At 44.7% G+C, this 19,085-nt stretch carries 17 protein-coding genes, 1 pseudogene and 1 other annotated feature; of the genes and pseudogenes, 11 read left to right on the forward strand and 7 right to left on the reverse strand.

What is annotated here, in order from left to right; all coding sequences use genetic code 11:
- Nucleotides 1–224 precede the first annotated feature (224 nt).
- A pseudogene (locus AC0OMU_RS20460) lies at nucleotides 225–903 on the reverse strand (DUF2711 domain-containing protein).
- A 78-nt stretch (nucleotides 904–981) separates the two neighbouring features.
- Nucleotides 982–2,316, reverse strand: coding sequence for a PTS cellobiose transporter subunit IIC (gene celB, locus AC0OMU_RS20465; protein ID WP_474241448.1), 1,335 nt, complete (start codon nucleotides 2,314–2,316; stop codon nucleotides 982–984).
- A 227-nt stretch (nucleotides 2,317–2,543) separates the two neighbouring features.
- Here celB and epr point away from each other — a divergent pair, with 227 nt between their 5' ends.
- From epr to sacY, 3 genes are all read left to right on the forward strand, one after another.
- Entirely contained in the window at nucleotides 2,544–4,481 is a 1,938-nt protein-coding gene (gene epr / locus AC0OMU_RS20470; RefSeq protein ID WP_474241449.1) for a minor protease Epr, read from the forward strand.
- Nucleotides 4,482–4,907: 426 nt separating this feature from the next.
- Nucleotides 4,908–6,287: a SacY negative regulator SacX gene (gene sacX / locus AC0OMU_RS20475; RefSeq protein ID WP_474241450.1), complete on the forward strand. Its 1,380-nt coding sequence runs from the start codon at nucleotides 4,908–4,910 to the stop codon at nucleotides 6,285–6,287.
- A gap of 53 nt (nucleotides 6,288–6,340) precedes the next feature.
- Nucleotides 6,341–7,183 carry a transcription antiterminator SacY gene (sacY, locus tag AC0OMU_RS20480; protein ID WP_003244589.1) on the forward strand — a complete coding sequence of 281 codons (843 nt, stop codon included), beginning with the start codon at nucleotides 6,341–6,343 and terminating at the stop codon, nucleotides 7,181–7,183.
- Between the two features lie 52 nt (nucleotides 7,184–7,235).
- On the opposite strand, the gene AC0OMU_RS20485 is transcribed toward sacY, so the two are convergent.
- Together AC0OMU_RS20485 and AC0OMU_RS20490 are read right to left on the reverse strand one after the other, a co-directional pair.
- Complete coding sequence (locus tag AC0OMU_RS20485; RefSeq protein ID WP_015483878.1) at nucleotides 7,236–8,096, reverse strand: glycosyltransferase family 8 protein; 861 nt, start codon at nucleotides 8,094–8,096, stop codon at nucleotides 7,236–7,238.
- A gap of 109 nt (nucleotides 8,097–8,205) precedes the next feature.
- Nucleotides 8,206–8,919, reverse strand: a complete 714-nt coding sequence (locus tag AC0OMU_RS20490) for a YwaF family protein (RefSeq protein WP_015483879.1) — start codon at nucleotides 8,917–8,919, stop codon at nucleotides 8,206–8,208.
- A gap of 149 nt (nucleotides 8,920–9,068) precedes the next feature.
- Between AC0OMU_RS20490 and ywaE the strand changes: the two genes are divergently transcribed.
- The 3 genes from ywaE (at nucleotide 9,069) to ywaD (ending at nucleotide 12,598) form a co-directional block, all read left to right on the forward strand.
- A complete protein-coding gene (gene ywaE, locus AC0OMU_RS20495) occupies nucleotides 9,069–9,584 on the forward strand; it encodes a tyrZ transcriptional regulator YwaE (protein ID WP_015385015.1) in 516 nt (171 codons plus the stop codon).
- Nucleotides 9,579–9,793: a binding site (T-box leader), on the forward strand. It overlaps the preceding gene by 6 nt.
- A 41-nt stretch (nucleotides 9,794–9,834) precedes the next feature.
- Complete coding sequence (tyrS, locus tag AC0OMU_RS20500) at nucleotides 9,835–11,076, forward strand: tyrosine--tRNA ligase (protein ID WP_080030703.1); 1,242 nt, start codon at nucleotides 9,835–9,837, stop codon at nucleotides 11,074–11,076.
- Nucleotides 11,077–11,230: 154 nt separating this feature from the next.
- Entirely contained in the window at nucleotides 11,231–12,598 is a 1,368-nt protein-coding gene (gene ywaD, locus AC0OMU_RS20505; protein ID WP_015483881.1) for an aminopeptidase YwaD, read from the forward strand.
- Between the two features lie 28 nt (nucleotides 12,599–12,626).
- Here the strand turns inward: ywaD and ywaC are convergent, their stop codons facing one another.
- From ywaC to AC0OMU_RS20520, 3 genes are all read right to left on the reverse strand, one after another.
- Entirely contained in the window at nucleotides 12,627–13,259 is a 633-nt protein-coding gene (gene ywaC / locus AC0OMU_RS20510; RefSeq protein ID WP_003222250.1) for a GTP pyrophosphokinase YwaC, read from the reverse strand.
- 141 nt (nucleotides 13,260–13,400) lie between these two features.
- On the reverse strand, nucleotides 13,401–14,336 hold the full coding sequence (locus AC0OMU_RS20515) for a 1,4-dihydroxy-2-naphthoate polyprenyltransferase (RefSeq protein ID WP_015250916.1): 936 nt from the start codon (nucleotides 14,334–14,336) through the stop codon (nucleotides 13,401–13,403).
- 163 nt (nucleotides 14,337–14,499) lie between these two features.
- Nucleotides 14,500–14,634 carry a hypothetical protein gene (locus AC0OMU_RS20520; RefSeq protein ID WP_003227332.1) on the reverse strand — a complete coding sequence of 45 codons (135 nt, stop codon included), beginning with the start codon at nucleotides 14,632–14,634 and terminating at the stop codon, nucleotides 14,500–14,502.
- Nucleotides 14,635–14,783: 149 nt separating this feature from the next.
- Between AC0OMU_RS20520 and AC0OMU_RS20525 the strand changes: the two genes are divergently transcribed.
- Genes AC0OMU_RS20525 through dltD form a run of 5 tightly spaced genes read left to right on the forward strand, consistent with a single transcriptional unit; the run spans nucleotide 14,784 to nucleotide 19,077 of the window.
- Nucleotides 14,784–14,933 (forward strand): teichoic acid D-Ala incorporation-associated protein DltX, encoded by a 150-nt coding sequence (locus AC0OMU_RS20525; protein WP_003227330.1) that lies wholly within the window; start codon nucleotides 14,784–14,786, stop codon nucleotides 14,931–14,933.
- A 17-nt stretch (nucleotides 14,934–14,950) separates the two neighbouring features.
- Nucleotides 14,951–16,462: a D-alanine--poly(phosphoribitol) ligase subunit DltA gene (gene dltA / locus AC0OMU_RS20530; protein ID WP_015385018.1), complete on the forward strand. Its 1,512-nt coding sequence runs from the start codon at nucleotides 14,951–14,953 to the stop codon at nucleotides 16,460–16,462.
- The gene (gene dltB, locus AC0OMU_RS20535) at nucleotides 16,459–17,646 is read left to right on the forward strand and encodes a D-alanyl-lipoteichoic acid biosynthesis protein DltB (RefSeq protein ID WP_003227327.1); all 1,188 of its coding nucleotides are present in this window, start codon (nucleotides 16,459–16,461) and stop codon (nucleotides 17,644–17,646) included. The genes dltA and dltB overlap by 4 nt, the downstream gene beginning before the upstream one ends.
- 16 nt (nucleotides 17,647–17,662) lie before the next feature.
- Nucleotides 17,663–17,899 (forward strand): D-alanine--poly(phosphoribitol) ligase subunit DltC, encoded by a 237-nt coding sequence (gene dltC / locus AC0OMU_RS20540; protein ID WP_003227325.1) that lies wholly within the window; start codon nucleotides 17,663–17,665, stop codon nucleotides 17,897–17,899.
- The gene (gene dltD, locus AC0OMU_RS20545; protein ID WP_003227323.1) at nucleotides 17,899–19,077 is read left to right on the forward strand and encodes a D-alanyl-lipoteichoic acid biosynthesis protein DltD; all 1,179 of its coding nucleotides are present in this window, start codon (nucleotides 17,899–17,901) and stop codon (nucleotides 19,075–19,077) included. The genes dltC and dltD overlap by 1 nt, the downstream gene beginning before the upstream one ends.
- Nucleotides 19,078–19,085: the final 8 nt, after the last annotated feature.

The raw sequence follows: 19,085 nt of genomic DNA on the forward strand, positions 1-19,085 counted from the left end.
CATTTTGTGATGTACGTTTAGATTGTTGATAAAATCATAAAATGGTTTTCATTTTATGATTTTGTCATCTATTCAGCGTGATTGAAAACCCTTGAAGTCTAGGAAGGACGAGCATCGGAGCACAGCGAATGTTCTAATTCGCGAGCACCGACGCGCAGGCCTGACAACGAATGCGAGGGTTTGTCGACACGCTGAACGTACATTTTGTGATGTACGTTCTTTTTTTATCTATACCAACTGATATACGTTGACTCATCGCAAATCATAGCTTCCCAGCCCATACGTTCAACCAATTCATGGATGTTTTCATCTTTGGCTAAAAAGACATTAATGAATGAGTCATATACACTCATAAACACAAAGTCCATTTTCTCATCAGTCAAAACGAGCTCTGCTGCGGCTTCATCAAGAACCGTCCGCAAGTTGGCCTCAGTTATGTCCAAAACGCCGCGGTTTTCCACAATCGGTTCTGCGTAATAAAACCGATTGGATCCGTTCACACCTAACACCTTTACCAAACTCGGAATATGAAAATTTGAAATATGATCCTCACTGGGATAATAAGAGGTCTCCATTTATGTTTTCATGTAACACCTCAGCCAAATCCTCTCTTGCGCACTCGTCCCTTACAGCGCCTATCGACGTCATTAAAGCCAGCGCCAGCTCAGCATGTGTTTGAAAGCCGCAAGAAGACATAACCTTCTTCCAGGAAACAGCCTTGCCTTTTCCTCTTATTTCATCATCGTTTGGATAAATATGCTCATAATCATTTTTTCTTTTTCCTTTCTCCCATCCTTCAGGCATTTGGATAAAAGGAGAAAAGATAATAGCGGTAGATGAGTATTCAACTGGTACTTGTTGTAAGATCGGTGATTCGTCATCTAACCATATATAATCTAGCATGCGCACCTCCTTTACATATTCTAACATTTCCCTTTCATTTGAAAGAAGATGATCAGCCTATGACAGGCTGATCATCTATCACATCACATTTTTATCCCCAGATTCAACCGCACTCTCTTCCCGCCATTTTTGATGATCCCATATTCTGAAAAACGGATAGTAGATGGCACAGGTGATCAGCAGATTCACCAGCTGCATAACGGCGCCCGACACCTTTCCGCCTGTCGCCAGGTAACCTGATATGAGCGGCGGCATCGTCCATGGCACCGCGATTCCGGCCGGTCTTGCCACCAGCCCGGTGCTCATGCCGATATAAGTCGCGGTAATCGCGAGGAGCGGTGCGATGATAAATGGGACAATAAGGAGCGGATTCATGACAATTGGCATGCCGAAAATGATCGGCTCGTTGATATTAAATAGCGCAGGGCCGATTCCTAATCGTCCAAGCTGCTTCATTTGTTTGCTCCGGGAGCGCACAAGCATCGTCAGGACAAGCGCCAGCGTCGCCCCGCTCCCGCCGACATTGATCCAAATTTGAAAGAACTGAGTCGTAAAAATACTCGGCAGCGCCTCGCCCGCTTGGAAGGCAAGACGGTTGGCATCCATCGCGCCATACCAAATCGGCGCCATGATTCCGCCAATGATGGAAGCCCCGTGAATCCCGCACGACCAAAGCAGCATCTGCACAAATTCAGCGATCAGGCTTCCGCCGAGACTGCCGCCAAGGATGGAAAGCGGTGTGCCAAGCAGGTCTCCTACGACATTGTGCAGACTCTGAAAAGGTGTCATTTCAATCAGAAGGCGCGCCAGCCACACAAGAAACACAATGATAAAGCCGGGAATCAGCGCGACAAACGATTTGCTTACCGCAGGCGGCACACCGTCTGGCATTTTGAAGACGATATTTTTTTGAATAATGTACCGATAGATTTCGGTTGAAAACAAGGCGATCAGCATGGCGACAAATAAGCCCTTGCTGCCGAGCAGCGTGATCGGGATTCCGCCCTCTACCATGATGGGTTCCGTTGAGCCACCCGGTGTAAACGGCACCTCAAACGGCGTTGCCAGCAGAAATGCGGCAATTGAAATCGCTCCGGCAGAAAGGGCATCGACACCATAGCTTTCTGCCAGCCGATAGGCGATCCCAAAAGCGGCAATCATCGCCATAATATCAAACGAAGCGTTAACAGGATATCCGAGCTTATCAGCCCACTCTTTCCCAAACACACTCGCCATGAAATCAACATACCCCGGAATCGGCAGGCTCGTTAAAATCAAGAAGACAGACCCGATAATAATCAGCGGCATGGTCAGGATAATTCCGTCACGCAAAGCGCTGAGATGCCGCTGCCCGGCAATTTTCCCGGCGACAGGCATTATTTTTTCCTCCATCACCCGAGTGAATGTGCTCATCTTAAAAGCCCCCTTTTCTCATTGCTTTGTGAACAACCTCCGCAATGTTTTCTTTATCTTATTTTGAAAACGCTTACAAATTCATTCGGAAAATTTCCTCTTCATGCGGAAAAAATCTGCATTTTGCTAAACAACCCTGCCCATGAAAAATTTTTTCCTTCTTACTATCAATCTCTCTTTTTTTCTCCGATATATATATCAAACATCATAGAAAAAGGAGATGAATCATGAAAAACATGTCTTGCAAACTTGTTGTATCAGTCACTCTGTTTTTCAGTTTTCTCACCATAGGCCCTCTCGCTCATGCGCAAAACAACAGTGAGAAAGAGGTTATTGTGGTTTATAAAAACAAGGCCGGAAAGGAAACCATCCTGGACAGTGATGCTGATGTTGAACAGCAGTATAAGCATCTTCCCGCGGTAGCGGTCACAGCAGACCAGGAGACAGTAAAAGAATTAAAGCAGGATCCTGATATTTTGTATGTAGAAAACAACGTATCATTTACCGCTGCAGACAGTACGGATTTCAAAGTGCTGTCAGACGGCACTGACACCTCTGACAACTTTGAGCAATGGAACCTTGAGCCCATTCAGGTGAAACAGGCTTGGAAGGCAGGACTGACAGGTAAAAATATCAAAATTGCCGTCATTGACAGCGGGATCTCCCCCCACGATGACCTGTCGATTGCCGGCGGGTATTCAGCTGTCAGTTATACCTCTTCTTACAAAGATGATAACGGCCACGGAACACATGTCGCAGGGATTATCGGAGCCAAGCATAACGGCTACGGAATTGACGGCATCGCACCGGAAGCACAAATATACGCGGTTAAAGCGCTTGATCAGAACGGCTCGGGGGATCTTCAAAGCCTTCTCCAAGGAATTGACTGGTCGATCGCAAACAGGATGGACATCGTCAATATGAGCCTTGGCACGACGTCAGACAGCAAAATACTTCATGAGGCCGTGAACAAAGCATATGAACAAGGCGTTCTGCTTGTTGCCGCAAGCGGTAACGACGGAAACGGCAAGCCAGTGAATTATCCGGCGGCATACAGCAGTGTCGTTGCGGTTTCAGCAACAAACGAAAAAAATCAGCTTGCCTCCTTTTCAACAACTGGAGATGAAGTTGAATTTTCAGCACCGGGGACAAACATCACAAGCACTTACTTAAACCAGTATTATGCAACGGGAAGCGGAACATCCCAAGCGACACCGCACGCCGCTGCCATGTTTGCCTTGTTAAAACAGCGTGATCCTGCCGAGACGAACGTCCAGCTTCGCGAGGAAATGCGGAGAAATATCGTTGATCTTGGTACCGCAGGACGCGATCAGCAATTTGGCTACGGCTTAATCCAATATAAAGCACAGGCAACAGATTCAGCGTACGCGGCAGCAGAGCAAGCGGTGAAAAAAGCGGAACAAACAAAAGCACAAATCGATATCAACAAAGCGCGAGAACTCGTCAGCCAGCTGCCGGGCTCCGACGCCAAAACTGCCCTGCAAAAGAGACTGGATAAAGTACAGTCATACAGAAATGTAAAAGATGCGAAAGACAAAGTCGCAAAGGCAGAAAAATATAAAACACAGCAAACCGTTGATACAGCACAAACTGCCGTCAACAAGCTGCCGAACGGAACAGACAAAAAGAACCTTCAAAAACGCTTAGACCAAGTAAAACGCTACATCGCGTCAAAGCAAGCGAAAGACAAAGTTGCGAAAGCGGAAAAAAGCAAAAAGAAAACAGATGTGGACAGCGCACAATCAGCAATTGGCAAGCTGCCTGCAAGTTCAGAAAAAACGTCCCTGCAGAAACGCCTTAACAAAGTGAAGAGCACCAACTTGAAGACGGCACAGCAAGCCGTATCTGCGGCTGAAAAGAAATCAACTGATGCAAATGCGGCAAAAGCACAATCAGCCGTCAATCAGCTTCAAGCAGGCAAGGACAAAACGGCATTGCAAAAACGGTTAGACAAAGTGAAGAAAAAGGTGGCGGCGGCTGAAGCAAAAAAAGTCGAAACTGCCAAGGCAAAAGTGAAGAAAGCGGAAAAAGACAAAACAAAGAAATCAAAGACATCCGCTCAGTCTGCAGTGAATCAATTAAAAGCATCCAATGAAAAAACAAAGCTGCAAAAACGGCTGAACGCCGTCAAACCGAAAAAGTAACCAAAAACCTTTAAGACTTGCATTCCAGGTCTTAAAGGTTTTTTACATTCTAAGAACATCGCACACAACCTTTTTCCCATCTATTGTACAGGCTTTTCATACTATTGCTATACAGCCATGAACAGCATAAAATGAACGTTATTACAGTTATCACCACATATGGCGGGATTGTGACTGGGCAGGCAGGCAAGACCCAATGATGCAAAGGGAGTATTAGTGCCTAAAAAGCAGGGCATTTTAACTCTTCTTTTCGTGTTGGGCTCATAACGGCGCCTTGGACAACCCCTATTCTCATGCTCCGTCGTCGACGCGGGCATTTTTGTCATTTTCAGCCGGTATTTCTCACTTTTTTCATTTTGATTGTCAACTTTTCATTTGATACGATGAACAAGCCGACTTTTCTTCAGCAAAGGAGGTTTTGATTGCTTGCATAAAGAGATTGCAAAAGAATTACTGCTGCTCGCAGGAGGAAAAAACAATATTATCAGCATCAGCCATTGTACGACCCGTCTTCGTTTTGATGTAAAGGACGAGACGAAAATTGATATACATGCCATTGAGAATCTGCAAGGTGTGCAGGGCACCTTTTTCCGCTATGGCCTTTTCCAGATTATCTTCGGAGCAGGCGTCGTCAACAAAATATATAAAGAAGTCGTTCATGTATGGGAGACCGCGCCTTCTGAAGAGCCTGTCCACCAGAAAAAAGCCTGCCGGAAGCTAAACCCTGCCGCAGCTTTTGCAAAAACACTGTCCGATATTTTTGTGCCGATTATTCCGGCAATAACAGCAAGCGGCCTGCTCATGGGGCTGATCGGCATGATTAAGGTGTTTCATTGGTTCTCTGCCGGCAGCCCATGGATTAAAATGCTCGACCTCGTGTCCAGCACAGCCTTTATTTTACTGCCAATTTTAGTTGGCTTCAGTGCTGCACGGCAATTTGGCAGCAACCCATACCTAGGGGCAGTGATTGCAGGGCTTTTGACGCATCCTGATCTGCTGGACCCGTCTATGCTCGGCAGCAAAACCCCGTCTTCTTTAGACATATGGGGGCTTCATATCCCAATGATGGGCTATCAGGGTTCCATGATACCGATTCTTCTTTCCGTTTTTGTCATGAGCAAAATTGAGAAGCTATTAAAATCGATTGTGCCGAAGTCGCTTGATGTCGTGATCATTCCCTTTATTACGGTCATGGTGACAGGATGCCTCGCGCTGATTGTGATGAATCCCGCCGCGTCCATCATCGGCCAGATCATGACACAATCGATCGTCTATATCTATGATCACGCCGGCATTGCCGCCGGAGCCCTTTTCGGCGGCATCTACTCTACCATCGTCCTATCTGGATTGCATCATAGCTTTTATGCAATTGAGGCAACGCTGCTTGCTAATCCGCATGTCGGTGTCAACTTTTTAGTGCCGATATGGTCGATGGCGAATGTGGCCCAAGGCGGAGCGGGGCTTGCGGTATTCCTCAAAACGAAACAATCAAGCCTGAAGAAAATTGCGCTCCCCGCTTCTCTGACCGCGTTTTTAGGCATTGTTGAGCCGATTGTATTCGGGGTAAATCTCAAACTGATCCGTCCCTTTATCGGAGCAGCCATCGGCGGTGCTATTGGCGGAGCATACGTGGTTGCGGTACAAGTTGTGGCAAATTCATACGGGCTGACAGGCATTCCGATGATTTCAATTGTGCTGCCGTTTGGCGCCGCGAATTTTGTTCATTATATGATCGGTTTCTTGATCGCAGCCGTCTCTGCTTTTATAGCTACATTGTTTCTCGGGTTTAAAGAAGAGACAGAATAACTGGATTTATTCGATTTCATTCATAAAACGGGGGATGAAAGGACAAAAAAGCTATGAAAATTAAAAGAATCTTAAATCATAATGCTATCGTCGTAAAGGATCAAAATGAAGAGAAGATTCTCTTGGGTGCAGGAATTGCGTTTAACAAAAAGAAGAATGACATTGTCGATCCGTCAAAAATAGAAAAAACCTTTATCAGAAAAGATACACCTGACTATAAGCAGTTCGAAGAGATTTTAGAAACATTGCCTGAAGACCACATTCAGATTTCTGAGCAAATTATCTCTCATGCCGAAAAAGAGCTGAACATCAAAATCAACGAGCGCATTCATGTCGCTTTTTCAGACCATCTTTCTTTTGCAATCGAACGCCTGAGCAATGGGATGGTTATCAAAAATCCGCTGCTGAATGAAATCAAAGTCCTTTATCCAAAGGAGTTCCAGATCGGCTTATGGGCCAGAGCCCTGATTAAAGATAAACTGGGGATTCACATTCCTGATGATGAAATCGGCAATATCGCCATGCATATCCACACAGCAAGAAACAATGCTGGCGATATGACACAAACGCTTGATATTACAACCATGATCCGTGATATTATCGAGATTATCGAAATTCAACTGTCTATTAATATCGTTGAAGATACCATCTCTTATGAACGGCTCGTGACCCATCTCCGCTTTGCCATTCAGCATATCAAAGCAGGCGAATCCATTTACGAGCTGGACGCAGAAATGATCGACATCATTAAAGAGAAGTTTAAGGATGCCTTCCTGTGTGCCCTAAGCATCGGCACCTTTGTGAAGAAGGAATACGGCTTTGAGTTTCCTGAAAAAGAATTGTGCTACATCGCCATGCATATTCAGCGGTTCTACCAACGGTCAGTCGCACGCTGAGGCAAACAAAAAACGCTTTTGATCATCTCAAAAGCGTTTTTTTATACCTGTATTATTGGTTGATCGCCGGGTTGCTGATCGTATTCCACTTCGTATACGACATGTAATGGAAATACTGATCGCGATATGGGTGTTTCGTATTAGAATTCCAAGGCTTTTCACCGCCGCAGAAGTGGACGACTGCCGGGTTTTGTCTCGCTTCGTTGTAAAGCTTCCGCCCTAACAGAGTCGGTGGGGTTTTCAGCTTTAACATGATATAGGTTTGAGCGTTCCAGCGCGGATGAAGTTCATACCACTGATCATACAAGATCGCATTCAGTGCATCTTGGTCATGCAGCACAAGAAAGTCTTCGTCTGGGTGTTCATTGATAAAGTTGATGACTTTTTCTGTGATGTTTTGCTTTCTCCAAGAGTCAAAATCAATAATCATGATACCTGAGTTAAAATACTTCCCTGTATCAGTGACGTTCATTTCTTTCAGGCGTTCATGCTGCCCCGCATCCTCAACAGCGGCTACGGTGTATGGCGCAATGTCTAAGTCCCATAGCTTAGAAATATCCTCTAGGACAAGCGCATCACAATCGATGTAAATCATTCGTTTGATGCTTTCATCCTTAATTAAGTCAGGAATCGAAATGCGGTAATACGCGGCTTTTGTAATATGGCTGCTCTCTACCGCATGTTCATACATTTTGGTATCCACTTCTAAAAACTCAATCGGCACTCCGAATTTCAAAGTGGTTTCTTCCAGTCTTTTTTTGTTATCAGGCTTAATTCCGCCATCAATGACGTATAATTTTGCCTCTCTCTCCTGATCCATGTTAGTCAATAAAGAAACGAACATCCCACCTAAATGACGAGCATAATTATCATCTGCGCATGATACGATATGCATGATTTCATCTTTCCTCAATGGTATTCATCTCCCTTTTTGTTGTACAAGTTACATACCCTTTTTCAAAAAAATAAACACGTTCTCCGACATTTTTTTAAACAGAATGTGTGATACAACAAAAAAGGTGTCATTTTTTGAAGATGCGATAAAGCCAATAAAGAATGAAAAAGCTTGCGATTGTGATGGCTTCAGCCGAGACGATATACCACGGCCATGGCCCGAGAACATCTAAGAGAGAGGATCCGCCCGGTTTTTTCGTCAAATACATATAATTCGCGCCAAGCCAGCGATCAATCAGGAAAATACAGACGCCGTACACATTAACAAGCAGGACTGTCACCCATAACGAGCGCTGGCCCATTCTGTAGGTACCAATCACAGCCATCAGAAGACAGGATAAAAACACAGACCCGTGAGAAATAAAAAAGAGGATATATCGGATATGCGGAAATGAAAACATACCAAGGTCAGGAGTGGCAAGAGCCTGAATCGAACTGCCGATGCCGACAAAAAACAAAAACACAAACAGCTTTCTGCTTTTTGTCACTAACATAATAGCTGACAAATACACCGACAGGTCACTAAGCTGGAGAGGCAATGAAGTGCGCACCGACCACCTGCCCGTGGCGACCATCCATATTTGATAGCCGATTTGCGAACCAAGCAAAAGAAACACAAACAGAGAACGCAAAAACCGGCTGGCCCTCGGCTGCTTGACCCCATCTTGGAACAAAAACAACAGAATGGCCAAAAGGGCGATAATCGCTAACGTCACTACATGCTCTGTCGAAAACAGATGAAACGGATCATGCTTATAGACGGATTGAACATATTTTTGCAAGATTGCACCCCGTTTGCGGTTTTTTGTTTATTTTGGCGTTGTTTGGGCTTTTTTTATTCAACCGATATATGGGCTTGAAGTTCACACCAGACTCTGTTAAAATTCGTTTGATAGCTAATGATTCTGATAATTTAAGGCAGGCCTAAAAAATGGAACGTTCACATCAACATCAGCAGCTTCGGAAGGAAGAACACGATACACTTTCTAAGCTCAAACAAATGCCCGTCGAGTCACTCAACCTGGAAGCCATTTCGATCGCTACGAATCTGTATCGGTCTGCACAAAGGCTCCGTGTCAAAATGGAGACTGAGGTTCTTTCTTCCTATAACCTTTCTTGGACCGCTTTCTCCATTCTTTATGATCTATGGGTATGGGGAGCGCTCGAAACGAGAAAAATCGCTGAGCTGTCAGGGATATCTACAGCTACAGCAAGCAACGTGATCAAAACGCTCGAAAAAAAGAGTTTTTGCCGTAAAAGCATGGACACAAGAGATCGGCGACTCGTGTTTGTCTCTATCACAGATTCCGGCAAACAAGCGATCGAAGAACTCTACCCGGAGTTTCACAAAGGGGAAACAGAGCTCATCGCAGGAATGACGAAGGACGAACAGAAAATATTGACAGGGCTGCTTAGAAAGGTAGCTGACAATCTTCATACAACATAAGCTTTGACGGGAATCCAGTAGCGGTTTGTCTCCCTGTTTCAGAGAGCCGGCGGAAGGTGCGAGCCGGCACACAGCAAACGTGAATTACCTCCCCGAGCTTTCTTTGTGAACCTTAAAAGTAGCAAAGAACGGGAAACCGTTATTCGAATGAGCGGAAGACGATGTCTTCAACCAGGGTGGTACCGCGTGCATTGAGCCACGTCCCTTATCGGGATGGGGCTCTTTTTGTGTTTGAAAAAAAGGAGGAAGAGTGATGAAAACATTTGAGCAGCTCACAGCGTCACAGCAAAAAGAGGTAGAAAGACAGCTTCAGCTATACATGATAGGCGCCCACGAAGTCATACCGCCGGAGGAATTAAAGGCAAAGCTCGTGAAATCAATTTCCACGGGCACGCCGCTTAAAATTAAGCTCGGATTAGATCCGTCTGCACCGGATGTACATTTGGGCCATACGGTTGTGTTAAATAAGCTTCGCCAATTTCAAGAAAACGGCCACATTGTCCAGCTGTTAATTGGGGATTTCACAGGAAAAATTGGTGATCCGACCGGAAAATCGGCAGCCAGAAAGCAACTGACTAATGAAGAAGTTCAGCACAATGCCAAAACCTACTTTGAGCAATTCGGAAAAGTGCTTGATCCAGAAAAAGTCGAGCTTCACTACAACTCGAAATGGCTGAAAACATTGAATCTGGAAGATGTCATTGAATTAGCAGGGAAAATAACGGTAGCCCGCCTGATGGAGCGCGACGATTTTGAAGAACGCATCGCCATGCAAAAATCAATCTCACTGCATGAATTCTTTTACCCATTGATGCAGGGATATGATTCTGTCGTTCTCGAAAGTGATATTGAATTAGGCGGAACGGATCAGCATTTCAATGTCCTCATGGGACGGCATTTTCAAGAACGATACAACAAAGAAAAACAAGTCGTCATCCTTATGCCGCTCTTGGAAGGCTTGGATGGCGTCGAGAAAATGTCGAAGTCGAAACACAACTACATTGGCATTAACGAACATCCAAACGACATGTACGGAAAAACGATGTCACTGCCCGACAGCCTGATGAAAAAATACATCCACTTGGCGACAGACTTAGAGCTTGAAGAGAAAAAACAGCTCGTAAAAGACTTAGAAACCGGCGCCGTTCATCCGCGTGATGCTAAAATGCTTTTAGCCAAAACAATCGTCCGAATGTATCACGGAGAGAAAGCAGCAGAAGCTGCCGAACACTCGTTTAAAACAGTCTTTCAGGAAAACAGCCTGCCGGAAGATATACCGGCCGTAAACTGGAAAGGCGAAAAAACGATAGCGATGATTGATCTGCTCGTCAAGCTAAAGCTCCTCTCTTCGAAGAGCGAGGCGCGCCGCATGATTCAAAACGGCGGTGTACGCATCGACGGAGAGAAAATAACAGATGTTCACGCCAAAGCAGAGATAAGAGAGAATATGATCATCCAAGTCGGCAAACGCAAGTTTTTAAAGCTCCAATAGTCTGATATTCCGAAACGCTTATGACCCTTCATTCATAAGCGTTTTTTGCAGGTATAAAGCACTGTCTTTTCAAAAACGCTCTTCATCTTGCAGGAAACTCCTTTAGCATCCCGAAATATTCCCCAACCATACATTTAGGGGAGGTTTATTTTTGATGAAAAAGCTTTTGACTGTCATGACGATGGCTGTTTTAACTGCCGGCACACTGCTCTTGCCGGCACAGAGTGTCACCCCTGCCGCACACGCTGTACAAATATCAAATAGCGAGCGCGAGCTTCCATTCAAAGCAAAACATGCGTACTCTACCATTTCTCAGCTAAGTGAAGCAATCGGCCCCAGAATAGCTGGAACTGCAGCTGAAAAAAAGAGTGCCCTATTGATCGCCTCATCCTTGAGAAAATTAAAGCTTGATGTGAAGGTTCAACGATTCAACATTCCTGACCGGCTTGAGGGAACACTGTCTTCAGCAGGACGCGATATTCTTCTCCAAGCGGCGTCCGGTTCAGCTCCGACTAAAGAACAAGGGCTGACGGCCCCGCTTTACAATGCGGGATTGGGCTATCAAAAGGACTTTACCGCTGACGCCAAGGGCAAAATCGCCTTAATTTCCAGAGGAGACCTGACTTATTACGAGAAAGCCAAAAATGCCGAAGCCGCCGGAGCGAAAGCTGTCATCATTTATAACAACAAAGAAAGCCTCGTGCCTATGACGCCAAACCTGTCGGGAAATAAAGTCGGCATTCCGGTCGTCGGCATTAAGAAAGAAGACGGCGAAGCGCTTACCCAGCAAAAAGAAGCCACCTTAAAACTAAAAGCATTCACAGACCAAACCTCCCAGAATATCATCGGAATCAAAAAACCAAAGAACATCAAACATCCAGACATTGTGTACGTGACGGCCCATTACGACAGTGTTCCTTTTTCGCCCGGAGCAAATGACAACGGCTCAGGAACCTCTGTTATGCTGGAGATGGCGCGTGTCTTAAAAAGCGTTCCATCTGATAAAGAAATCCGCTTTATCGCTTTCGGCGCCGAAGAGCTCGGCCTGCTCGGTTCCTCTCACTATGTAGATCATCTATCGGAAAAAGAGCTGAAACGAAGCGAAGTGAACTTCAACTTAGATATGGTAGGCACAAGCTGGGAAAAAGCGTCTGAGCTGTATGTCAACACATTGGACGGCCAATCTAACTATGTTTGGGAATCCAGCCATACGGCTGCTGAAAAAATTGGGTTTGACAGCCTGTCTCTGACACAGGGAGGATCATCTGATCATGTGCCATTCCACGAAGCCGGCATTGATTCCGCCAACTTTATTTGGGGAGACCCGGAAACAGAAGAAATTGAGCCATGGTATCATACCCCCGAAGACTCGATCGAACATATCAGCAAAGAACGCCTCCAGCAAGCAGGCGATCTTGTGACAGCCGCTGTCTATCAGGCTGTGAAAAAAGAGAAGAAACAAAAAGCCATTAAAAAACAAATGAAGGCCAAAGCCTCCGACATTTATGAAGATATCAAATAAAGAAGACGGCACTTTGCTGCCGTCTTTTCTAATCCACTTCTTTCTTAATCCCCAGCATTTTCTCATCTAAATAATGGGCGATCTCCGCAGCTTCCTTCAGCTCATCTGTTAATTGCTTAGGAACGTCATTGTTCAATTTATAGTAAATTTTATGTTCAAGGCTCGCCCAGAAATCCATCGCAATCGTTCGGATTTGAATTTCTGCTTTGACGTATTCCACACGGTTCGTTAAATTCACAGGCATCTCAATGATTAAATGCAGGCTTCGGTAGCCGTTCGGTTTTGGGGTCTGGATATAATCCTTCACCTTTACGATTCTCAAATCTTCATGCTGCTTTAACACGTTAACAACATTGTAAATATCAGAAATAAAGGAACAAATGATACGCACACCGGCGATATCGTTGATATGCTCCTTCATTTCCTTCGTCGTAATCTCACAGCCCTTTCTCATTAACTTATTCACGATGCTTTCAAAGCTTTTGACACGGGATTTTGTATGTTCAATCGGGTTGTGTCCGTGAATGAGGTTATACTCCTGGCTGATAATTGAGAACTTTGTATCAAGCGCATCTAGCGCAAATTTATAAACTAATAATTCATTTTTCCAATCTTCCATTACTGTTTTTAAATCGTCCATATGTGTTACAGATAAATCCATTTTCGTCATCTCCTTTAACGGAACTTTATCCGCTGTCCATGTACTAGACGTCCCTGTCTGCTGCAAGGTTCTATGAATTTTTTTACAAAATGCGGTCGATTGTAACAAAAAAAGACCGCACGAAACGAGCGGTCTTTTTTATTATCGGAAATAGCTGATCAATAATCCGATCGAGAGCAGGAATCCGAAAAATGTATTTGTTTGGGCTGTTGATTTCATTGCGACAATCATATTCATCGGCATTTCTTTTTGGACGAAGCCCTTCACTGCCTGAACCGGCTTAGGCACGCTCAAAAAGACGACAAACAGCCATGGGCTTGCGGCACCGGTAATAACCAAGCCGACAACCCAGATATAAGCGACAGCAAACGACGCAGCTAACAGAGTAACAGCTCCCTTATGCCCCATCAAAATCGCCAATGTTTTGCGGCCGCCTTTTTTGTCCTCTTCAATATCACGAATGTTGTTCGACAGGTTAATCGCGCCGACAAGAATCGCAATCGGGATGGAAATCAAAATGCTTTGCGTGTTGATCATATCTGTCTGAATGAAAAATGAAATCAGCACAAACACCGAACCCATGCAAATGCCTGAGAATAATTCACCGAACGGCGTGTACGCAATCGGCAGCGGCCCGCCTGTATACAGGTAGCCGATCGCCATGCCAACGAGGCCGATCAAAGCGAGCCACCAGCTGCTGCTCGCACAAATATAGACACCGAGCAAAATGGCAATCCCGTATGAGGCAAGAGCTAATTGCAAAATCGTTTTAGGCTTCATTCCGTGGCGTACAATTGCCCCTCCGATTCCGACTGATTCTGCTGTATCTAACCCGCGTTTAAAATCATAATATTCATTAAATAAGTTCGTCGCGATCTGGATCCATAGGCAAGAAAACAGCATAGCCAAAAACAGCAGCAGATCAACCTTCACATAAAACATCGCCAAAACGGTTCCGAGCAGCACAGGCACAAACGATGCGGTTAACGTATGAGGACGGGTTAACTGCCAAAGGATCTGCCCCATGCTTTCTTTTTGCGGCGCTGTCTGACCCTCACCCTTATTTGTTTGATTCATCTTCCTCTTCCTTTCTATTAAAAGGCTTACTTTTTTTCAGCCGGCAGCTTGTTAAAAACTCCTTTTTTTGCTTCCTTATCTATCATAATGACTTCTCCCCTATTTCACAAGATACCGCAAGAAGGCGTTTTCTTTCTTATTATACGCTTCCGCCCCGATTTCATTAGGTTTCTGCTTTCACTTGAACGAACAGGTACAGAAAAATTTTTTTAAGTACATTACACTTTTTAAAAGTTAAAAAGATCTTTTGACTCCAGGTATCTTTTCCTTTATTATGAATCAGCTCGAAACATTCCATTCTTGCCCTTGCAGGTATAAAGATTCATTTTCAAAAACATACGCCGATATATTAATTTGAGGGAGATTAGGGAAAAAATGAAACTTTTTGAGCATCTGATCGTCAAATACTCATGTGATTGTCGAAAAAACGGGAAGGGAATTTTTGATATGCTGCAATTAATGAAACAGCTGTATGAAAAACCCGCTGTCAAGTGGACATGTCATACAGGCTTTTATTTGATGATACTGCTTGTTTTGTTTTTTATGTATGGTTTTCACACCGCGAATACCGGTTCATATATTTATAACGATTTCTAATTGGAGAGAGAATAACTATGAAACTTTTACATGCTATTCAAACACATGCGGAAACTTATCCGCAAACCGATGCCTTCCGCTCTCAAGGCCAGTCGCTCACGTATCAGGAATTATGGGAGCAGTCTGACCGCGCGGCTGCCGCGATCCAAAAACGCATTTCTGGGGAAAAGAAATCTCCTATCCTTGTGTACGGCCACATGGAGCCGCACATGATCGTTTCCTTCTTGGGAAGTGTCAAAGCGGGACATCCTTATATTCCGGTTGACCTGTCCATTCCGTCCGAACGGATTGCGAAAATTATCGAAAGCTCTGGAGCAGAATTGCTGATCCATGCAGCAGGACTCTCAATTGATGCAGTCGGCCAGCAGATTCAGACAGTTTCTGCGGAAGAACTGCTAGAAAACGAAGGCAGCTCTGTCAGCCAAGATCAATGGGTCAAAGAACACGAAACGTTTTATATCATTTACACTTCCGGAAGCACAGGAAATCCGAAAGGCGTGCAGATTTCCGCTGCGAACCTTCAAAGCTTCACAGACTGGATTTGTGCAGACTTTCCAGTCAGCGGAGGAAAAATATTTTTAAACCAAGCACCGTTCTCATTTGATTTGTCTGTCATGGACCTATATCCGTGCCTTCAATCAGGCGGGACTTTACATTGCGTGACAAAGGATGCTGTGAACAAGCCGAAAGTCTTATTTGAAGAGCTGAAGAAGTCCGGGCTGAATGTGTGGACATCAACGCCTTCCTTTGTGCAAATGTGCCTGATGGATCCGGGTTTTTCACAGGATCTGCTGCCTCATGCGGACACATTTATGTTTTGCGGAGAGGTTCTTCCGGTTTCTGTGGCAAAAGCGCTGCTTGAGCGTTTTCCGAAAGCGAAGATTTTTAATACGTACGGCCCGACTGAAGCGACAGTGGCTGTCACATCGGTTGAAATTACGGATGACGTCATCAGCCGCAGCGAATCGCTTCCAGTGGGCTTCGCCAAACCAGATATGAATATTTTCATTATGGATGAAGAGGGACAGCCGCTTCCTGATGGAGAAAAAGGAGAAATCGTCATTGCAGGGCCGAGTGTAAGCCGAGGCTACCTTGGTGAGCCAGAGCTGACGGAAAAAGCGTTTTTCTCCCATGAAGGCCAGTGGGCATACCGAACTGGCGATGCCGGCTTTATTCAAGACGGTCAGATTTTCTGCCAGGGACGTTTGGATTTTCAGATTAAACTTCACGGCTATCGAATGGAGCTGGAGGAAATCGAGTTCCATGTCAGACAGTCACAGTACGTTCGCTCTGCTGTCGTGATTCCTTATCAGCCAAACGGAACAGTTGAGTACCTGATCGCTGCTATTGTGCCTGAGGAGCATGAGTTCGAGAAGGAATTCCAGCTGACAAGCGCTATTAAAAAAGAGCTTGCCGCTTCTCTTCCGGCATATATGATCCCAAGAAAATTTATCTATCAGGATCACATTCAAATGACGGCTAACGGCAAAATTGACCGAAAACGCATTGGCGAAGAGGTTCTTGTATGACGCCTTACAGCTCGTTTTTATTCTTTATACTGCTTGGCATTCTTCTTCTGCCGACGATCATTCTCGGCTTAAACGGAAAAAGATTTCAAGCATACAACATGTTCATATCTATCATTATATTGGCTTTAATTTTTTCGCACGACTTACACGGGGTCATCGCGCTGTGCCTGTTTACAATATGGCAGGTGCTCCTGATCAGCGGCTATCTGGCATACCGGCAGAAAGCGAACAGCGGCTTTGTCTTTTGCGGAGCTGTTATCGCGTCTATTCTGCCTTTATTTCTGTCAAAAATATGGCCGTTTCTTTCACACCCGCAGCCGCATCATCCGCCGCATAACCTGATCAGCTTTTTAGGTATTTCATATTTAACCTTTAAAGGCGTTCAGCTGATTATGGAAGCAAGAGACGGACTGCTGAAAGAACAGCTGCCATTGCACCGCCTGCTGTATTTCATCCTGTTTTTCCCGACGATTTCCTCCGGCCCGATCGACAGATACCGCCGGTTCGTCAAGGATGAACAGAAGGCTTGGACGAAAGAAGAATACGCCGACCTGTTGTATACGGGAATCCATAAAATCTTCATCGGTTTCCTGTATAAATTTATTATCGGCTACGCGATCAATACGTACTTCATCATGAATCTTCCCGCAATCACGCACAATAAGATTCTTGGGAACCTGCTGTACATGTACGGCTACAGCATGTATTTATTCTTTGATTTCGCCGGCTACACGATGTTTGCCGTCGGGGTCAGCTACATTATGGGCATTAAATCACCAGAAAACTTTAATAAACCATTTATCAGTAAAAATATTAAAGATTTCTGGAATCGCTGGCATATGTCTCTGTCATTTTGGTTCAGAGATTATGTGTTTATGAGATTCGTATTTTGGATGACTAAGAAAAAGTGGATCAAAAACCGTATGGCCGTCTCAAACATCGGGTATTTCCTGCTGTTTATGCTGATGGGGGTTTGGCACGGGCTCGCGCCGCAATATATCATTTACGGCCTCTATCATGCCGTTCTGATGACGTGTTACAACTTTTTCGAGAAGTGGAATAAGAAATATAAATGGCTGCCGTCCAACCGCTGGACAACCATTCTCGCGATTGTGATCACATTCCATTTCGTTTGCTTCGGGTTTTATATTTTCTCAGGAAAACCATTTCATCACCACCATTAAAGGAGATTAGAAAGCTATGGATTTTAAACAAGAGGTATTAGACGTTTTAGCAGAGGTTTGCCAGGATGACATCGTAAAGGAAAATCCTGATATTGAAATTTTTGAAGAAGGTTTGCTTGATTCTTTTGGAACAGTAGAATTGCTGCTTGCGATTGAAAACCGTTTTGATATTTTAGTGCCGATCACTGAATTTGACCGGGACGTTTGGAATACACCTAACAACATTGTAAATCAGCTGTCTGAGTTGAAATAATGAAAAAGCGTTTTTTCGGTCCAATTATTTTGGCGTTTATTCTATTCGCAGGCGCCATCGCAATTCCATCTTCATGGCTGACAGGCTTCATCACCGATAAGCGTGTGAAAGAGTCAGCAACAGCCTTGAATCCGAGTATGTTTCAAGGGCTATATTTACAAGATCAGATGCTCAAAGATCCGACATATCTTCCGATTTACGGGTCTTCTGAGCTTTCTCGGCTGGACGAGTTCCACCCATCTAATTATTTTCAGGTAAACAATGAGGGATTCACGCCATACCTTGTCGGCAAAGGCGGATCCCAGTCATTGATTCATTCTTTAAACTTCGCTGCCCATATGGATCAGCTGAAGGGCAAAAAAATCGTATTCATCGTGTCTCCGCAATGGTTTATTAAGCGCGGGTCTGATGAACAGCATTTCGCGCCGAACTATTCTGCGCTGCAAGGGCTTGATTTGGCATTTAACGATCAGATCGACCCTGAAATTAAAAAGAAAATGATGAAACGCATGCTGCGCTTCAAGGCTGTGCAAAACGATGCCATTCTTTCTGAGCTGTACAAAGCAATGGTAAACGGCCAGACGTGGAAAGTGAACGCGCTGAAACCGGCGGCGAAAGTGTATTACAGCATGCTGGAAAAGAAAGATCTGTATTATTCAACGACAGAATCATCCGGGCCAAAGCGCTATATCTCGCAGTCAGTAAAGGATAAGTCATGGTCTGAATTGAATAAACTAGCGGATCAATCAGGCAAACGCCACTCCGGTTCTAACGATTTTCACATCGACAACCCTGTCTATAAAAAGCTGAAGCCGAAAGTGCCTAAGCTAAAAGGGAAAAACAAAGGAAGATCGTATGCGGTGTCACCGGAATATGGCGACTTTGAAATGATGCTCGATATCCTGAAGGATGCGGGCGCAGAGCCTATGTTTGTCACCATTCCGGTTAACGGGAAATGGTACGATTACACGGGCTTCCCGAAAAAAGGACGCACTGACTATTACAAAAAGGTAAATAAACAAATCAGAGCGAAGGGCTTCCAGGTTGCTGATTTCTCAGGGCATGAATATGACCCGTATTTCATGAAAGACACCATTCACATCGGCTGGAAAGGCTGGGTGTATGTCGATAAAGCAATTGACGAATTTTATAAAACCGGAAAAGTCACTTCATCCTGAGCATCTCA

The organism is Bacillus sp. FAU18 (assembly GCF_056033885.1).

Excerpts from the sequence above, each read along its gene's own strand:
- celB (WP_474241448.1), bottom strand. The coding sequence starts at position 2,316 with ATGAGCACATTCACTCGGGTGATGGAGGAAAAAATAATGCCTGTCGCC.
- epr (WP_474241449.1), top strand. The coding sequence starts at position 2,544 with ATGAAAAACATGTCTTGCAAACTTGTTGTATCAGTCACTCTGTTTTTC.
- sacY (WP_003244589.1), top strand. The coding sequence starts at position 6,341 with ATGAAAATTAAAAGAATCTTAAATCATAATGCTATCGTCGTAAAGGAT.
- ywaE (WP_015385015.1), top strand. The coding sequence starts at position 9,069 with ATGGAACGTTCACATCAACATCAGCAGCTTCGGAAGGAAGAACACGAT.
- ywaD (WP_015483881.1), top strand. The coding sequence starts at position 11,231 with ATGAAAAAGCTTTTGACTGTCATGACGATGGCTGTTTTAACTGCCGGC.
- ywaC (WP_003222250.1), bottom strand. The coding sequence starts at position 13,259 with ATGGATTTATCTGTAACACATATGGACGATTTAAAAACAGTAATGGAA.
- AC0OMU_RS20515 (WP_015250916.1), bottom strand. The coding sequence starts at position 14,336 with ATGAATCAAACAAATAAGGGTGAGGGTCAGACAGCGCCGCAAAAAGAA.
- AC0OMU_RS20520 (WP_003227332.1), bottom strand. The coding sequence starts at position 14,634 with ATGGAATGTTTCGAGCTGATTCATAATAAAGGAAAAGATACCTGGAGT.
- AC0OMU_RS20525 (WP_003227330.1), top strand. The coding sequence starts at position 14,784 with ATGCTGCAATTAATGAAACAGCTGTATGAAAAACCCGCTGTCAAGTGG.
- dltA (WP_015385018.1), top strand. The coding sequence starts at position 14,951 with ATGAAACTTTTACATGCTATTCAAACACATGCGGAAACTTATCCGCAA.
- dltB (WP_003227327.1), top strand. The coding sequence starts at position 16,459 with ATGACGCCTTACAGCTCGTTTTTATTCTTTATACTGCTTGGCATTCTT.
- dltC (WP_003227325.1), top strand. The coding sequence starts at position 17,663 with ATGGATTTTAAACAAGAGGTATTAGACGTTTTAGCAGAGGTTTGCCAG.
- dltD (WP_003227323.1), top strand. The coding sequence starts at position 17,899 with ATGAAAAAGCGTTTTTTCGGTCCAATTATTTTGGCGTTTATTCTATTC.